15 protein-coding genes are annotated in these 16,286 nt (G+C 53.4%); 12 read left to right on the top strand and 3 right to left on the bottom strand.

The window, feature by feature from the left end; all coding sequences use genetic code 11:
- Window positions 1–110 precede the first annotated feature (110 nt).
- The 6 genes from miaB (at window position 111) to BN3277_RS18290 (ending at window position 5,601) form a co-directional block, all read left to right on the top strand.
- Complete coding sequence (miaB, locus tag BN3277_RS18315; protein ID WP_059045208.1) at window positions 111–1,661, top strand: tRNA (N6-isopentenyl adenosine(37)-C2)-methylthiotransferase MiaB; 1,551 nt, start codon at window positions 111–113, stop codon at window positions 1,659–1,661.
- 19 nt (window positions 1,662–1,680) lie between these two features.
- Window positions 1,681–2,133, top strand: a complete 453-nt coding sequence (locus BN3277_RS18310; RefSeq protein ID WP_059045207.1) for a YlbF/YmcA family competence regulator — start codon at window positions 1,681–1,683, stop codon at window positions 2,131–2,133.
- 129 nt (window positions 2,134–2,262) lie between these two features.
- Entirely contained in the window at window positions 2,263–2,655 is a 393-nt protein-coding gene (locus BN3277_RS18305) for a PaaI family thioesterase (RefSeq protein ID WP_059045206.1), read from the top strand.
- A gap of 97 nt (window positions 2,656–2,752) precedes the next feature.
- A complete protein-coding gene (locus BN3277_RS18300; RefSeq protein WP_059045205.1) occupies window positions 2,753–3,526 on the top strand; it encodes an NUDIX domain-containing protein in 774 nt (257 codons plus the stop codon).
- Between the two features lie 64 nt (window positions 3,527–3,590).
- A complete protein-coding gene (locus BN3277_RS18295; protein WP_059045204.1) occupies window positions 3,591–4,139 on the top strand; it encodes a cysteine hydrolase family protein in 549 nt (182 codons plus the stop codon).
- A 7-nt stretch (window positions 4,140–4,146) separates the two neighbouring features.
- Entirely contained in the window at window positions 4,147–5,601 is a 1,455-nt protein-coding gene (locus BN3277_RS18290; protein WP_059045203.1) for a nicotinate phosphoribosyltransferase, read from the top strand.
- A 154-nt stretch (window positions 5,602–5,755) separates the two neighbouring features.
- Here BN3277_RS18290 and BN3277_RS18285 read toward each other — a convergent pair whose 3' ends face one another.
- Window positions 5,756–6,361, bottom strand: coding sequence for a TetR/AcrR family transcriptional regulator (locus BN3277_RS18285; RefSeq protein WP_059045202.1), 606 nt, complete (start codon window positions 6,359–6,361; stop codon window positions 5,756–5,758).
- A 229-nt stretch (window positions 6,362–6,590) separates the two neighbouring features.
- On the opposite strand from BN3277_RS18285, the gene BN3277_RS18280 reads away from it, so the two are divergent.
- Window positions 6,591–8,087 (top strand): DHA2 family efflux MFS transporter permease subunit, encoded by a 1,497-nt coding sequence (locus BN3277_RS18280; RefSeq protein ID WP_059045201.1) that lies wholly within the window; start codon window positions 6,591–6,593, stop codon window positions 8,085–8,087.
- A gap of 64 nt (window positions 8,088–8,151) precedes the next feature.
- On the opposite strand, the gene BN3277_RS18275 is transcribed toward BN3277_RS18280, so the two are convergent.
- On the bottom strand, window positions 8,152–9,054 hold the full coding sequence (locus tag BN3277_RS18275; protein WP_059045200.1) for an SDR family oxidoreductase: 903 nt from the start codon (window positions 9,052–9,054) through the stop codon (window positions 8,152–8,154).
- 220 nt (window positions 9,055–9,274) lie between these two features.
- Here BN3277_RS18275 and BN3277_RS18270 point away from each other — a divergent pair, with 220 nt between their 5' ends.
- From BN3277_RS18270 to BN3277_RS18255, 4 genes are all read left to right on the top strand, one after another.
- Entirely contained in the window at window positions 9,275–10,282 is a 1,008-nt protein-coding gene (locus BN3277_RS18270; RefSeq protein WP_059045198.1) for a 2-oxoacid:acceptor oxidoreductase family protein, read from the top strand.
- Window positions 10,283–10,309: 27 nt separating this feature from the next.
- On the top strand, window positions 10,310–12,616 hold the full coding sequence (locus tag BN3277_RS18265) for a thiamine pyrophosphate-dependent enzyme (protein ID WP_059045196.1): 2,307 nt from the start codon (window positions 10,310–10,312) through the stop codon (window positions 12,614–12,616).
- Between the two features lie 135 nt (window positions 12,617–12,751).
- The gene (locus BN3277_RS18260; RefSeq protein WP_059045195.1) at window positions 12,752–13,750 is read left to right on the top strand and encodes an acrylyl-CoA reductase family protein; all 999 of its coding nucleotides are present in this window, start codon (window positions 12,752–12,754) and stop codon (window positions 13,748–13,750) included.
- Window positions 13,751–13,840: 90 nt separating this feature from the next.
- Window positions 13,841–14,374, top strand: coding sequence for a hypothetical protein (locus tag BN3277_RS18255; protein ID WP_059045193.1), 534 nt, complete (start codon window positions 13,841–13,843; stop codon window positions 14,372–14,374).
- Window positions 14,375–14,435: 61 nt separating this feature from the next.
- Here BN3277_RS18255 and BN3277_RS18250 read toward each other — a convergent pair whose 3' ends face one another.
- Complete coding sequence (locus BN3277_RS18250) at window positions 14,436–14,948, bottom strand: MogA/MoaB family molybdenum cofactor biosynthesis protein (RefSeq protein ID WP_059045191.1); 513 nt, start codon at window positions 14,946–14,948, stop codon at window positions 14,436–14,438.
- A 146-nt stretch (window positions 14,949–15,094) separates the two neighbouring features.
- Between BN3277_RS18250 and BN3277_RS18245 the strand changes: the two genes are divergently transcribed.
- Entirely contained in the window at window positions 15,095–16,207 is a 1,113-nt protein-coding gene (locus BN3277_RS18245; RefSeq protein ID WP_059045189.1) for a CobW family GTP-binding protein, read from the top strand.
- The last annotated feature ends 79 nt before the right edge of the window (window positions 16,208–16,286 follow it).

The following is a 16,286-nucleotide window of genomic DNA, read 5'->3' as shown; positions in this document are numbered from 1 at the left end:
TCTGGATATCGAAGCCCGGCCATGTTATAATTTAGTGTAATGCATTTTTACCAATTCTAAGGATGCCCATAAGGAACGAAGATAGATCGGTAAAGGAGTGAACGGGCAACATGGCTAAGGAAACGAAGGATTACGCCAAGTATTTTGACTTCTCGGACGCCCGGGTCATTTCGGAGGATGAGCGCGGCAAGAAAATCCGAATCCGTGGCCGGGACATTCAAATCTTGTCAGAGCCGAATCACCGCATGGAGAAGCAGCGCGGGAAAGAGGACGTACAGGTGCTGTACGAGAACGCCGTTCCCGATGAGCTGAGGGGGATCGGAGCCGGCAAGCATTATATCGTTTATACGTTTGGCTGCCAAATGAACGAGCATGACACCGAAACGATCAAAGGTTTGCTGGAGCAGATGGGCTATCGTTCTACCGAGGACCGTAAGGTGGCTGATATTATTTTACTGAACACCTGCGCCATTCGGGAGAATGCTGAGGATAAAGTGTTTGGCGAGCTGGGGCATCTCAAAGGCTTGAAGACGGAGAAGCCGGATCTGCTGCTGGGCGTCTGCGGCTGTATGTCGCAGGAGGAAGGGGTCGTCAAGCGAATCCTGCAGAAGCATGGATTTGTGGATATGATCTTTGGGACACACAACATCCATCGTTTACCTTATTTGATTCAGGAAGCGTTGTTCAGCAAAGAAATGGTGGTTGAGGTTTGGTCCAAGGAAGGCGATATCATCGAGAACCTTCCGAAGAAACGCGAAGGCATGCGGGCTTGGGTCAACATCATGTATGGATGCGACAAGTTCTGTACGTATTGCATTGTGCCGTTTACCCGCGGCAAGGAGCGCAGTCGCCGTCCGGAGGACGTCATCGCCGAAGTGCGGGAGCTGGCGCGCCAAGGGTACAAAGAGGTGACGCTGCTCGGGCAAAATGTCAATGCCTACGGCAAAGATTTTACCGATATGAACTATACCTTCGCGAATTTAATGGACGATATCCGTCAAATCGATATTCCGCGGGTCCGGTTTACCACCTCGCATCCACGTGATTTCGACGATGCGCTGATCGAGGTCTTGGCTAAGGGCGGCAATCTGGTGGAGCATATTCATCTCCCGGTTCAATCGGGCAGCAGTGAAGTGTTGAAGAAGATGAGCCGGAAATATTCTCGCGAGCATTATTTGGAACTGGTCCGCAAAATCAAAGCGAACATTCCAAACGCCGTCCTGACGACAGACATTATTGTCGGATTCCCGGGCGAAACCGAGGAACAGTTCGAAGAGACGTTATCCCTCGTACGCGAGGTAGGTTACGATTCGGCTTATACCTTCGTCTATTCCCCTAGGGAGGGCACGCCGGCTGCGGTGATGGAAGACAACGTTCCGCTGGAAGAGAAGAAAGCGCGACTTGCTCGTCTGAACGATACCATTAACGAATTCAGCCGCAGCAGCAATGAGGAACTGCGCGGACAGATCGTTGAGGTGCTGGTCGAAGGGGAGAGCAAGAACAACGCCAACGTGTTGTCTGGACGCACTCGCAGTAATAAGCTCGTCCATTTCGAGGGGGGATCGGATCTGATTGGAACGTTTGTTCAGGTCGAGATCACCGATCCGATGACTTGGTATATCAAAGGCAATCTCGTGGAGCAAACCGCCAAATTGGCGTAAATGTAGGGGGGTATCGACGGTGGAACAACATAAAGATCAAACCGATTGCGGAATTCCAAAATTCGATTCTCGGGATCTGGTGATTCGCGAGGATATCATGAGCAAGGCGAAGGAACTGGCCGATCTGATCGGCACGAGTGAGGAAGTACAGCAATTTCAGAAGGCGGAGAAGCTGATTCAGCAGCATGAACGCATCCAGACGCTGATCAGCGCGATTAAGAAGAAGCAGAAGGAGATCGTTGCGTTCGAATCATTCCAGAACCAGGCGATGGTTCAGAAGATCGAGCGTGAAATCGAAGAGCTGCAGGACGAACTCGACGGCATTCCGATCGTAACGGAGTTTCAGCAGAGCCAAAGCGATATCAATTATTTGCTTCAGCTCGTTGTCTCCGTCATTCGCGATACGGTAGCCAGCAAAGTGAATGTCGAGTCGGGCAGCGAACCGGCCGTTTCATCCGGTTACGGAGAGTAAAGTGAAGCAGACGGTGCGGAGGCAACCCCTCCGCTTTTTTTCATCTTATCGTGTGAGGCCGTTGATAGAAGCACCGTTTGTTCGGAATATTATTTATTATAGAGAGAAGCAACGATAGGGGGACAACACGTGGATTGGAGCGAAGAAGTACTGCGTCGCGATGAGCAATCGTTCTGGGGATTCTTGGGGCTGCGTCTAATCTCGGCGGATAAAACCCTTGTGGAACTTGGTCTTACGGCCGGGGCCTCCCATCTGAACTCCATGGGGATCGTCCATGGCGGCGTACTGTCGTCCATGATGGATCAAGCGATGGGAACGTTGGTGGCGACGATAAAAGGCAAGCTTGGGGTGACGACCCATTTAAACGTCAATTTCCTTAGTCCGATGCGGACGGGAGAACTGGTAGTGTCGGCTTTTCCGCTGCATGAGACCCATCGAACGATGACGCTTCGATCCGAGGTCCGCAACGAAGAAGGGACGCTTGCCTGCATCTCGACGGCAACGTTCCGCTTGCCGAAGTAAACGGCAGGAACCGCCGGCAGTGAATATCGCATAAATTCGTAAATGCCGGACTTCTCCATTCAGGCCGGTGTTATCCTAGACGATGTGGTGATACGTGATGAACGAAGAACAAAAGCAGGTAGTTAATGAGGTTAAAAAATATCGTACGCCGGACGGAATCCCGGCCGATATCGTCATGTTTACGCTGACGAGGCAGGAACGAAAGGCATCGACCAAGTCGCTGCCGCGCTTTGATCTGAAGGTCATGCTGATCCGCCGGCGGAGCTGGCCGTTTGCTGGAGCCTGGGCGTTGCCGGGCGGTTTTTCGCAGGAGGACGAATCCCTGTATGAGACGGCCCGCCGCGAACTGAAGGAAGAAACCGGCGTCGACGGCTCTCATCTGGAATACCTGGGCGTGTACAGCAAACCGGGCCGGGACCCGCGAGGCTGGATTATCTCCCATGCGTTCTTCGCGCTGGTGGAGGAATGGGTGCTGGAGAAGCGGCAGTCGGCGGATGATGCGCAGGAGGTCGGCCTCTTTACCGTACGCGAAGCGTTGGAGGATTTGCAACTGGCGTTTGATCACCGCGAAATTCTGCAGGATGCCTACAAACGCATTCAGCAGCAAATGCTGCATACGACGATCGCCAAGCAGTTTTTGCCGCCGCATTTTACCCTAGGCGAATTGTATCAAGTGATTCAAACGGTTGTTCCGGATTTCGCCGAGCTGAATTTTATCCGTAAAATTACATCGACGCGCAGCCGCCAGGGGATACTGGAGGAAGTGCACGACGAGACCGGCAAACCGATGTTATCTAACCAGTACTCGCAACGACCGGCTCAGCTGTACCGGTTTACCGATTTCACGCCGCAGCTGTCCATCTATACGTAACTGTTTGACCTACATAATTTAACGGCTGACGGCGAAACGGATTGCACAGAAGGAGAGGGAGATCATGAAAGCTCTGATCGTCATCGATTATACGAAGGATTTTGTGGACGGCAACCTTCCGGTTGGCCAGCCGGCGATCGATATCGAACCGGTCGTATGCCGGTTAACGGAATCTTTTGCGGCACAAGGCGATTTTGTCGTGATGGCCGTGGATTTGCACGACAGGGAAGATCAATGGCATCCGGAAACGAAGCTGTTCCCGCCCCATAATCTGCGGGATACGGAAGGGCGCGCTTTGTACGGCCGGTTGACTGAAGTGTATAAGCAAAATCAGGACCGGATCTACTGGATGGATAAAACAAGGTACAGCGCCTTTTGCGGCACCAACCTGGAGCTTAAGCTGCGGGAGCGGGGAATTACGGAGGTGCATCTCATCGGCGTGTGCACGGACATTTGCGTGTTGCATACGGCGGTGGATGCCTACAATAAAGGATTCGCGATTACGGTCTATGAAGATGCGGTAGCCAGCTTCAACCCGGAAGGGCATACTTGGGCGCTAGGCCATTTTCGCAGCAGTTTGGGAGCAATCGTAACGAACAGCCAGAGAGGATGAACAGGTGATGCCAACCACGGGTTTAGCACTGCATACCGATAAATATCAGATCAATATGATCTATGCGCATTGGGTGAATGGAACGCATCTGCGGAGGACGGTATTCGAAGCCTACTTCCGCAAGCTGCCTTTCGGCAATGGGTATGCGGTATTTGCCGGCTTGGAGCGGATCGTGGATTATATTCAGCAGCTCCGGTTTACGGAAGAGGATTTAGCGTATTTGGCGAAACAGGAAGAGAACTACAAACCGGAATTTCTCGACTTGCTGCGCGGCTTCAAATTTCAGGGTACCTTGCTGTCGATGGCGGAAGGTGCGCTATGCTTCCCAAACGAGCCGTTGATCCGCGTTGAGGGCACGATCATGGAGACGCAGCTGGTTGAGACGGCGCTGTTGAACTTTATGAATTTCCAAACCTTGATCGCCACCAAGGCGTCGCGCGTCAAACGGGTTGCCGAGAACGACGTGCTGCTCGAGTTCGGCACCCGGCGGGCGCAGGAAGCCGATGCTGCCATTTGGGGGGCCCGTGCCGCCTATGTAGCCGGCTTTGATGCAACGTCCAACCTGCTGGCCGGTGAGAATTTCGGCATTCCGACCCGAGGGACACATGCGCACTCGTGGGTGCAGATTTTTGATACGGAGCAGGAAGCTTTTGAACTATATGCCAAGGCGCTGCCGGATCAGGTTTCGCTGTTGGTGGATACGTTTGATACGCTGAAGAGCGGAGTGCCGCATGCCATCCGGACCGGCAAAATGTTGGAGGCTGCCGGCAAGCGGCTTGCCAGCATCCGTCTGGATAGCGGCGATTTGGCCTACCTATCGATCCAGGCCCGTAAAATGCTGGATGAGGCCGGGTTGCCTTACGTCAAAATCGTCGCTTCAAACGATCTGGACGAAAATACGATTTTTAACCTGAAGGCGCAAGGGGCGAAAATCGATATATGGGGCGTGGGGACCCAGTTGATTACGGCGGCGGACCAACCGGCCCTCGGGGGCGTTTATAAACTGGTCGAACGGGAAAAGGACGGGCGGATGGAGCCGACGATCAAAATCTCCGGCAACCCGGAGAAGGTTACCACGCCCGGCAAAAAAGACGTGCTGCGCATCGTTAGCAAAGACAGCGGCAAAGCGATTGCGGACTACATCTGTTTTCCGCATGAGCAGCAAGCGCGGACGGGCGGCAGCCTCCGATTGTTTGACCCGGTGCATCCCTACATCAAAAAGTCGGTCAAAAACTATGAAGCTGTGTCCATGCTGCAGCCGATCTTCGTGAACGGTCAGCTCGTGTACGAGCTGCCAACGCTGGACCAAATTCGCCAGTATCACCGGGAGCAGCTGGATCTATTCTGGCCGGAGTATCTTCGTAAGCTAAACCCGGAATTTTACCGGATCAGCTTAAGCCAGGAAGCCTGGGAATTAAAGCAAAAGATGATTGAGGACTACCTGGGGCATCAGGAGGAGTAGCGTCTGCTCGGGGCAACGTTCTGAAAACTCAAAAAGATCGCTTCCCGCCAATCGGCGGCAAAGCGATCTTATTTTGCGTGGAAATGAAATTATTTCTCGGGAAAGCGCAAAAAGCGCTATAAATCGGCGGGCTCTGCGTTCCCAATTCGACAAGTCAACGACATGACTCGTATTTCGCGAAATAGTGCTCGAACAGAATATCGATTTGCCGCTCGACGGCTTCCTTCCCCGGACGGTTCTCCAAGTGCTTGATTTGCCGCGCCAAGACAAGCGGGAACAATACAGCGGCATTGATCTGCATCATCATGATATAAAGAATTTCCGTATCGGTCTCTCCTGTAATCTCCTCCAGCGTACCGCTGATCTTGCTGAAACCGGTCGTTTTCATAAAGCCGGTGAAGTCCTGCCGGGATTCAAAGGTGATACGACCTTTGCCCAAGACTTCATGCAGTAAACCGGGATATTGCAGCACCGAATCCACGTATTGTAGAATAAATGTCTTTAACCGCTCTTTGGGAGGGAGCGAGATCTCGTCCAGGACGGAAAAGTTAGCCTGAAGCGTAGTTAGCAGCATTTTAAGCGCTTCGTTGATCAAATTGTCTTTGGAACCAAAGTAATAATTGACCAGAGCTAGGTTGACATTCGCGGCAGCTGTAATCTTGCGCAAGGTGACCTGATCGGCCCCTTCCGTCTTAATGAGCTCTAACGTAGCCTGGATGATATTCTGTTTGGTTGTCAGCCCTTCGGCGCAATTGCTCATATTCCCGCTCCTTTATGCCAGCTACTCTTTTGTCCAGTATAACAATTAACATAATACGCTTTCACGTAAGGTGTCAAGAATCACGCGTATCGAGGTGGAAGGCAGGGGATCCAGATTTTAAAAAAGCAACCGATGACAAGTGTCTTGACAAAAAGGGGGCATCCGTTTAAATTTGTGTTAAACATTGTTTTAAACAGTGTTTAAATTATAGAGAAAGCTGAGTGAGAGGATGCCGAATACTGTGGAGAGTTCGATCGAAAGCAAAGAATTTTCCATCCGCTCGATTATCGCGCCGTTGATGGCCGTGATCGTTGGGATGATTATGGTAATTTTGGACAGCACGGTGGTGAATGTGGCCGTGCCTAAGCTGGTCGATTTCTTCGCAACCGATTTAAAGACCGTGCAATGGACGATCACGGGATACACGCTGGCCTTATCCGCCGTTATTCCGCTAGCCGGATGGATGACCGATAAATTTGGGGAGAAACGTATTTTCTTAATGACCATTGCGTTGTTTACGATAGGTTCGGTGCTGTGTGCCATAGCGCAAACGCCAGAGCAGTTGATCGTCTTTCGCATCATTCAAGGCCTGGGCGGCGGGATGGTATCACCGATCGGGTTTGCGATGGTGTTTAAGCTGGCACCGCCTGAGAAACGCGGGTCGGTTATGGGAGCGCTAGGTGTACCTATGCTGTTGGCGCCTGCCCTAGGTCCGGTGTTGTCCGGTTGGCTGGTGGAGAACGTCAGCTGGCACTGGATTTTTCTAATTAATCTGCCAATCGGGATTGTAGCGTTTCTGATTGGCCTGCGGTTCTTGCCGAAGTCTACTCGACGGGAGGCACCGCAGTTGGATAAGCTGGGGATGATCCTGGCCCCAATCGCTTTTGCCATGTTAACCTTCGGCGTGAGCGAAGGGGGAACCAGCTGGACCTCAGCTACAACGATCACAGGGCTGAGCGTAGGTGGCGTCGCCTTACTTCTGTACATTCTCGTTGAAATCCGACATAAGCAGCCGCTGCTTGAGTTGCGGGTGTTCCGTTCGTCACATTTCACCCGGGGGATTATCCTGGTATGGATCGCCCAGGCAGCTTTGTTTGGCTCGATGATTCTGACTCCGTTATACCTGCAGCAAGTACGAGGCTACAATGCGTTGGAAACCGGGATTTACTTGTTGCCTCAAGCGCTCATGTCGGCGTTCTTCATGCCGATCAGCGGCCGCTTGTTTGACCGGGTGGGTGCACGGCCGTTAGCCTTTATTGGCCTAGGCGTCGTCTCCACGGCTTTGTTCTTGTTGTCGCGAATTACGGCGGAGACTCCGCTGGCCATGGTGCTGGTGCCGCTTGGTTTGCTCGGCGGCGGGATGGGGCTGACGATGATGCCGCTGAACACGCATATCCTGAACTCTGCGCCGCGCCACTTGGTGGCCCGGGTGACACCGTTGATGACGGCGGCGCAGCAGGTTATCGTTTCCTTCGCCGTAGCCGGCTTAACCGGTTATCTGACCTCCCAAATCAGCAGCCATATGGCGGAGATGGCTCAAGGCGGCAATCCGCTAGAAGCGGCTGCATCCGGATTTGGGGATACTTATTTCCTGGCGGCATGTATTGCGGGGGTTGGCTTCCTACTGACGTTAATGTTGTCCAAACCCAAAAGACAACCCGATTCGGCCAAAGATCCATCCGCCGAAGGGGCGCAAGCCGATCCCAGCTTGATGGCAGGTCATTAAGTTCAAACTCCATACGAAAGCACTCTTTCCGTCCGGAAAGAGTGCTTTTTTGGTGCCGGTTGAGCTAGCTTGTAACCATCGCCCCGCCATTCACATGAATCGTTTGCCCGGTGACGAAGCTGGAATCGTCTGAGGCCAAGAACACGTAAACCGGTGCCAGTTCAAACGGCTGTCCCGCCCGCTTCATCGGCGTTTCCAGGCCAAACGTAGAGACGTATTCCGCCGAATAGCTGGAGGGGATCAACGGAGTCCAGATCGGTCCGGGGGCCACGGCATTGACGCGAATACCTCGGTCGACAAGGGAAAGCGCCAGAGATCGGGTGAAGGAGACGACCGCCCCCTTGGTGGAGGAATAATCGATCAGCAGGGGGGCACCGGCGTAAGCGGTGATCGAAGTGGTGCTGATGATCGTACTGCCGGGCCGTAAAAAGGGAAGCGCGGCTCGGGTCATGTAGAAATGAGGGAAGATATTGGTGGCGTAGGTTTGGTGCAGCTGTTCGGCAGAAATCGCTTCGATCCCGTGCACCTGAGGATATTGAACTGCCTGATTGAGTACCAAGATATCGATTTTGCCGAAATGATGGTAGGTATGATGGATAACCGATTGGCAGAAAACCTCTTGACGCAGATCGCCGGGGATCAGCAGGCAACGTCGGCCCAACTCCTCCACCCGTCGCTTGGTGGCTTGAGCATCCTCGTGTTCGTACAGGTACACGATAGCCAAATCCGCACCTTCTTTGGCGAAGGCGATGGCGGTGGCCCGTCCGATACCGCTGTCGCCGCCGGTCAGGATCGCGACCTTGTCCTTAAGCTTGCCGCTGCCGATGTAAGCGGGATTTTCCGAAATCGGGGGCGGGTCCATCAAGGTCTCTAAGCCGGGTTGTCTCGGTTGATGCTGCGGCGGGAAGGTGACCGGCTGCTCCTCACATACCGTTTTTGAGCTGTAGTATGGGTATTTAGGAATCATTCTTGGGGTCCTCCTGGGAGATCAGTTATACCGTTATCCTATTCATTCTGTGGTGAGGGGGTGTATTTGCCTAACCAAGAATGTCTATATGACATTTGTTACATAAGTCACATCGTATCTATGATAAATTTTAAAATTAAGAAAGATATGTTTTTGTGTGATGTTTTGCACTTGTTTACGTCGTGATGAACTCGCATTTGCGAAGAAGGGAGTCAAGCGCGTGGTACAATTACCGAAATTAAACGAGCTGGGATTTTTTGAAATCCGTTTGGAATCCATTGGGGGGCTGGGTGCGAACCTGGCAGGGAAAATGCTGGCCGAAGCCGGGGTTGAAGGAGCCGGACTGAATGGGGTCAGCTTTTCTTCTTATGGCTCTGAGAAAAAGGGATCGCCGGTTAAGGCTCATATCCGCTTCTGCGATCTAAATACGCCGATCCGCGATACGTCACCGGTGGAACGACCGCATATTGTGGGGATTTTCCAGGAGGCGCTGGCGAAGACAGTGAACGTGATCAGCGGTATTTACGAGGATAGCACCGTGTTGGTCAATTCGCGCAAAACTCCACAGGAATTGAAGGAGAAGATGAAGCTGATCGGCGGTACGATCGCGGTGATCGATGCCACCGGCATTGCGCTCGAGGAGAAAAACCGGGTAAATATGGCGATGCTTGGCGCGATGTTCCGGCTGTGCCCGTTCCTTGATCCGGAAACGATGAAGGACGTTATCCGCAAATCGTTGGAGAAGAAATATCCGCAAACCGTAGCCCCGGCCTTGGCAACGTTCGAGCGGGGTTACAATGAAGTTGTATTTGAGACGTTTGCTTTGCCGGAAGGCATCAGCATGCCGGCATTCGTTCGGGCGGATACGCCGGTCCTTGGATATGAAACCCAGCCGATCGGCGGGATCGTCATCAATCCGGGGAATAGCATCCTGAAGGATCTGAGCATTTCCCGTTCCGGGATGATGCCGCATTTCAAGGAAGAGACATGTATTCACTGCGCCCAATGCGACAACGTTTGTCCAGATAATTGCTTCGTCTGGGAGGAACGCCTCGATAAGAAAGGGCGTCCGCAAATGTTCCTCACCGGCATTGATTATCAATACTGCAAAGGGTGTTTGAAATGTATCCACGCTTGCCCGACCGACGCTTTGTCCGGGGAGCGGGAGGAAGAAGGGTATGCGGAAGCGCATCGCGTACCGCATCTGTTCGATTTGGCGATACGCTAATAAAGCGGGAAAGGTGGTATTTTGACAATGGCGATCGATTTGGAAAAAGAACGCCGCTCCGGCACGGTTGAGCAGCGCGTCGTTTATGAGTCAGGGAATGAAATGGCAGCCTATGCGGCCAGCCAGATCAATTATCATATTATGGGGTATTTTCCAATCTCCCCGTCTACTGAGGTAGCGCAATTCCTCGATTTAATGAAAGCGAACGGACAACATGACATCAAGCTGATTCCGTCGGACGGCGAGCACAGCTCGGCGGGGATCTGCTATGGCGCTTCCACCGCCGGCGGTCGGGTGTTTAACGCGACCAGCGCTCAAGGGTATTTGTACATGCTGGAGCAGATGCCGGTCCAATCCGGCACGCGTTTCCCGATGGTCATGAACCTGGTTTGCCGCTCCATTTCCGGGCCGCTGGACATTCACGGCGACCATTCGGACTTGTATTTTGCGCTGAACACCGGCTGGCCGATTCTGATGTGCCGTGATCCGCAAGCCGTTTACGATATGAACCTGATGGCGATAAAGTTGGCCGAGGACCCGGAAGTTCGACTCCCGGTACTGGTGGCATCTGACGGATATTTTACGTCCCACCAAAAACGCCGCGTGCACACCTTCGCCAACCAGGAAGATGTTCTGAAATTTGTAGGCGAACGGCCTCCGGGCAATTTCCCGCATACGCTTGACCGCAACAATCCGATCACTGTCGGTCCTTATATGAACGAACCCGACTACATTAACAACTGCTATCAGCAGTCCGTTGCGATGTACAATGCGGAACGCGTCTTTGAACGGATTGCCGGCGAATACGCGGAGTTGACCGGACGGGATTATCCTATGCTCGACCTCTATCGGATGGAGGACGCCGAGGTGGCGGTCTTCCTAATGAACTCGGCCTCCGAAATCATTAAGGACGTGGTGGACGATTTGCGCCGTCAAGGTATCAAAGCCGGCTCAATCGCGCCCAACATGATCCGTCCTTTCCCGCAGAAGCAAATCGCCGAAGCGCTGAAGCACGTGAAGGCGATCACGGTTGGCGACCGCGGCGATTCTTATGGCGCTTATGGCGGCAACATGGTGAACGAGATTAAGGCTGCGCTGTTTACGCACGGCAATCATACCACGCAGGTGATCAGCCGGATTTATGGCCTCGGCGGCAAGGAGTTTTATGCCGAGGATGGGCATCATTTGTTCCAATTGGCGATTGACGCGGCGAAGGCGGGCCGGGTAGAAATTCCGTTTGATTACTATGGCCATACGCCGGGGGATCCGGAGAAATCGCCAAAACGGGTGATGAATCCACTCAAATTCGAAGACCTGAAGACCGGCTTGATCACGGTTACCAAAAATGAAGAAACCGGCAAGCTGGGCGTGCGTATTCCGCCGCTTCGCGCTTTAACGAAGAAGCCGAAACGAATTGCGCCGGGGCACGGCGCTTGCCCGGGCTGTGGGATTTTCTCCGGACTGGAACTGTTCTTTAAGGGAATCGAAGGCGATATTGTGGCCCTGTTCCATACGGGATGCGCGATGGTCGTGACGACCGGGTATCCCTATTCGTCCCACAAAGCGACCTACATCCATAATCTGTTCCAGAACGGGGCGGCCACTTTGTCCGGCGTCGTGGAAATGTTCTGGGAACGTAAACGCCGCGGTGAGCTCGATGAGCTTGGACTCCAGGACGACTTTACGTTCGTGATGGTAACCGGCGACGGCGGTATGGACATCGGCATGGGGCCGGCGATCGGTGCGGCGCTGCGCGGTCATAAAATGATCATCATCGAGTATGATAACGAAGGATATATGAACACCGGGGCCCAGCTGTCGTATTCGACTCCGTTGGGGCACCGCACGTCCACTTCGAACATCGGCAAAGTGCAGCAGGGCAAAGCGTTTCAGCATAAAGACACGCCGCAAATCATGGCCGCAACGAATATCCCTTACGTCTTTACCGGCAGCGAAGCTTATCCGCAGGATTTGGTGAAAAAAGCGGCCAAAGCTCAATGGTATGCGCAAAACGAAGGGCTGGTATATGGTAAAATATTGATAGCTTGTCCGCTCAACTGGATTTCGCCGGATGACCAGGGCACCAACATTATCGATGCCGCGGTCAATTCCTGCTTCTTCCCATTGTATGAGGTAGAGCACGGGCAAACGACCATCACTTACAATCCGGAAGAGAAAGGCAACCGCATCCCGCTGACGGATTGGCTGAAAACGATGGGCAAAACCCGCCATTTGACGAAGCCGGAAAACGCCGAAGCTTTGGCGGAGTTCGAGCAAGAAGTGGAGCGGCGCTGGAAAGTCCTCCAAGCCAAACATGAAAATCCGTACTTGTAAGGTAGTGTTGTGCTGAAAAGCCGACTTTTTGAGCCTTGATTTAAAACATTGAACCTTGATTTAAGGCATTTTGAATAACCGAAAGAAGCGGCGTATGGCCGCTTTTTTCGTTAAAGTAGGAGGAGGAGTTGCAGGATGGAACAGCAGTTTCGCGCATTTCGCGTACACCAGGATGAGTCCGGGTTCCGGTCGGGCGTCGAGCAATTGGACGTCTCGAAGCTTCCCGATGCCGATGTCACCGTAAGGGTCCATTATTCCAGCGTGAATTATAAAGATGGATTAGCAAGCCTGCCGGAAGGGAAAATCGTAAAAACCTATCCGTTTATCCCCGGCATCGATTTAGCCGGAGAGGTGATGGCTTCCCGGGATGCGCGTCTGAAGCCCGGGGATCGGGTGCTATGCACCGGGTATGGGCTAGGCGTCTCGCATGAGGGCGGGTTCGCCGAGGTTGCCCGCGTGCCAGGTGACTGGCTGGTGGCGCTGCCGGAGGGCCTTACGTTACGAGAAGCGATGGCGATCGGGACAGCCGGGTTTACGGCCGCGCTGTCGGTGCGGCGCTTGCTGGACAACGGATTGACGCCAGGACAAGGCTCCGTCCTAGTCCTTGGCGCTACCGGAGGTGTGGGCAGCATGGCCGTGGCGATCCTCAGCCGGCTAGGATTCGCCGTGACTGCCGTTACCGGGAAGCCGGAGGCGCGGGAGAAGCTAACGGCTTTTGGCGCCACTGAGGTTCTCTCCCGCGAGGAAGCGGCATCGGGCGCCAAAGGTGTCCTTGGCAAAGAGCGGTGGGAGGCGATTGTGGATCCCGTCGGGGGAGCCATGACCGCCGATTTGCTCAAATCCGTACGTTATGGCGGTTCCGTTGCCTTGTCCGGGTTAACCGGCGGCGGCGGGATCGAAACCTCCGTATATCCGTTTATTTTGCGCGGGGTGAATTTGCTGGGGATCGACTCGGTCTTTTGTCCCGAGCCGCTGCGCAGCGAGCTATGGCAGCTTCTGGCCGGCGATTGGAAGCCGGAGCGCGTGTTGAATGCAGGGGTAACCGAGTATCCGCTGGAGCGGCTGCCGGAGGCGTTGAACACTGTCCTGTCCAGCAAAGCCGTTGGACGCCAGATCATTTCTTTAATCAACTAATCCATATGGTATAAATTGGGGAATGTTGAGCCAACCTAACACCATCGGCCGAAGCTGGTTTACAACCTTAGGATAAAGGATGGGATGCCAATGAGAGGGTGGAAGGTTGGATTGGGAATGGCCCTGGCGCTGTCGTTGACCACAGGGTGCGGCAACTTGCAGCGGGTAGCTAAGGAAGAGATGAGTAAATATAACATGCAAAGCTATCGGCAAGGCAACGAGCGTCAATTGACGAGCGGGACCACGCTGAACACGGCCATGCTGCAAGCGCTGAAAGCGGAATGCGCGCAGCGCGGGATCCGACTGACTCATGAAACTTATGCCGAGGGCTTAGACGGGAATATTAGCTACAGTTATTTTATTAACGGGGACGCGCGACATTTTATTATCGTACACGTGTTTCCCAGCGAGCAGGAGCGAATCCGCGAAATTTCCGAAATCTACGGAACTGGGGATGGAAAACCGGGGATGGCTGCCCACTCGGTCTCGAGCCAAGCTGCCGTGATCTCGGCTAAGGGCAACACCGCTTTGGTCTATTCATCAAGCGCGCAGAAGGACAGCCAATATCGCGATGAGATGAAGGCGGTTTTCGGTCAGTTATTGAAGCAAATGAACAAGCAATAAAAAACCAACCGCAATCTTCGTTCAAGGACGAGGAGGCGGTTGGTTTTTGGTTCTATACGTGTTATTTCTTATAGATTTCCCGCATGACATGACGCAGCTCGGGAAGGATGATCCGCTCCATCGCCAGCTTGACGGCGCCCTGAGAACCGGGCATGGAGAAGACCGCCATATTGCTGATCGTCCCGGCGATGGCGCGGCTCAGAATCGCAGCCGAGCCGATATCTTCGGTAAAGCTAAGGTAACGGAAAATTTCCCCGAAACCCGGCATTTCCTTATTCAGCAGGCTTCGCACCGCTTCATACGTCGTATCCCGCGGCGCAATGCCGGTGCCTCCGCTTAACAGGACAGCTTCGATCTTACGGTCTGAGGCCGCTTCCCGCAAAAGTTGGCGGATGCCGTCATAATCGTCCTTCACGATCGCATATCGGGCAACGTGATACCCGTTTTGCCGAAGCAACTCTTGGATCAGGCGGCCGCTCGTATCCGTCTCTTCCGTACGCGTATCGGAGACGGTTATCACGAGGCAGGACACCTCGTTCGGCGCTTCCATTCGATGTTCATCGACGGATCTCATCGTATTCTCTTCCTTTCTTTGGATGTTAACTCCATTGTATCATGTTTCACCTACGCAAGGTTGTGCGGGAAATGTAGTTGCATGTCCTGTGAGGTTGGTGTAAACTCGCATTCGTATGTAGTGATGTTTAGATCTTAGGAGATGAGGTGGAAAACGTGGTGACACCCGTTTATATATTGTCCGGATTTTTGGGAAGCGGCAAGACAACACTGCTTCAGCGGCTGATCGCTCACTGGCGGGAACAGGGATTTCGTCCGGCCGTGATCATGAACGAGATCGGGGATGTAAATCTCGATGGATTACTCGTGTCCAGCGAAGTGCCGATGGCGGAGATGCTGGGCGGCTGCATCTGCTGCACCATTCGCGGCGACTTGAGCGTGCAGATGGCCGAGCTGATCGAAGGGGAGAAGCCGGACTTGATCGTTATCGAGGCGACAGGTGCAGGCAATCCGATGGAAATTTTCGATGCGGTAACCGAGGTGTCGCTGTATCTCAAATTAGACATCCAACCGATGGTGACGGTGGTTGATGCCGCCCATCTCGCCGATTTACACGCATCTCAGCAGGGGAAAACGTACCGGCTCATGATGGAGCAAATCCGCTGCGGCTCCGTGTTGATCCTGAACAAAATCGATCTGCTCGAACCTGATCGGCAGCGGGAAATGGCGGAGTTCCTGCAACGCACGAACCCTTACGCGCGGATCATTCCGGCGGTAAAATGCGATGTGGAGATCTCGTCACTATGGAAAACGGCAGAAGAGCAGGACAAGGGGAGCTCTTTAATTCAACGCAGTACAGCGTACAACGAGCAAAACAGCGAAGCTGTTCTTGGGCAAGATAATGACCCTAGCCATGATCACGACCTACATCACAGCCATGACCCTCATGATCACAATCATGACCACAATCATGATCACAACCATGACGACAATCATGATCACGCTCACGCTCACGCGCATCCCCATGCGTCGCATGAACATGTTACGGTTTATACGCATTATTTTGACGGGCCGGTGGACAGCGAGGCGTTCGAGCGATTTATCACTGAATTGCCCCGGGAGGTGTATCGCGGCAAAGGCGTTTTACGGTTTAGCGATACGGCCAGCCGTTTCCTGTTCCAATATGCGTACCGGGAAGCCGATTACTTGAAAATCACACCGCAGGGAGATATCCCTGATGTGGCGGTGTTTATCGGCGAGCATTTCGACAAGCACGACATTGCCCGGCGGCTCCATGCGCTGGAGCGTAGATCAATGTAGAAGACAAGACGAACCTGCCTTCGGGACAAATAGTTGATGACCAGGAGAGAACCGCGAACCGCCGCAGTTCTCTTCTTTG

It is taken from the genome of Paenibacillus rubinfantis, from assembly GCF_001486505.1.
In the GTDB taxonomy this organism is placed as follows: Bacteria; Bacillota; Bacilli; order Paenibacillales; family Paenibacillaceae; genus Fontibacillus; species Fontibacillus rubinfantis.
Note: the sequence above shows the minus strand (reverse complement) of the source record. Positions and strands in the feature narration are given on the sequence as shown.

Coding starts and splice junctions, on each gene's coding strand:
- BN3277_RS18280 (WP_059045201.1), top strand. CDS start 6,591: ATGCCGAATACTGTGGAGAGTTCGATCGAAAGCAAAGAATTTTCCATC.
- BN3277_RS18255 (WP_059045193.1), top strand. CDS start 13,841: ATGAGAGGGTGGAAGGTTGGATTGGGAATGGCCCTGGCGCTGTCGTTG.
- miaB (WP_059045208.1), top strand. CDS start 111: ATGGCTAAGGAAACGAAGGATTACGCCAAGTATTTTGACTTCTCGGAC.
- BN3277_RS18275 (WP_059045200.1), bottom strand. CDS start 9,054: ATGATTCCTAAATACCCATACTACAGCTCAAAAACGGTATGTGAGGAG.
- BN3277_RS18265 (WP_059045196.1), top strand. CDS start 10,310: ATGGCGATCGATTTGGAAAAAGAACGCCGCTCCGGCACGGTTGAGCAG.
- BN3277_RS18260 (WP_059045195.1), top strand. CDS start 12,752: ATGGAACAGCAGTTTCGCGCATTTCGCGTACACCAGGATGAGTCCGGG.
- BN3277_RS18290 (WP_059045203.1), top strand. CDS start 4,147: ATGCCAACCACGGGTTTAGCACTGCATACCGATAAATATCAGATCAAT.
- BN3277_RS18250 (WP_059045191.1), bottom strand. CDS start 14,948: ATGAGATCCGTCGATGAACATCGAATGGAAGCGCCGAACGAGGTGTCC.
- BN3277_RS18285 (WP_059045202.1), bottom strand. CDS start 6,361: ATGAGCAATTGCGCCGAAGGGCTGACAACCAAACAGAATATCATCCAG.
- BN3277_RS18300 (WP_059045205.1), top strand. CDS start 2,753: ATGAACGAAGAACAAAAGCAGGTAGTTAATGAGGTTAAAAAATATCGT.
- BN3277_RS18295 (WP_059045204.1), top strand. CDS start 3,591: ATGAAAGCTCTGATCGTCATCGATTATACGAAGGATTTTGTGGACGGC.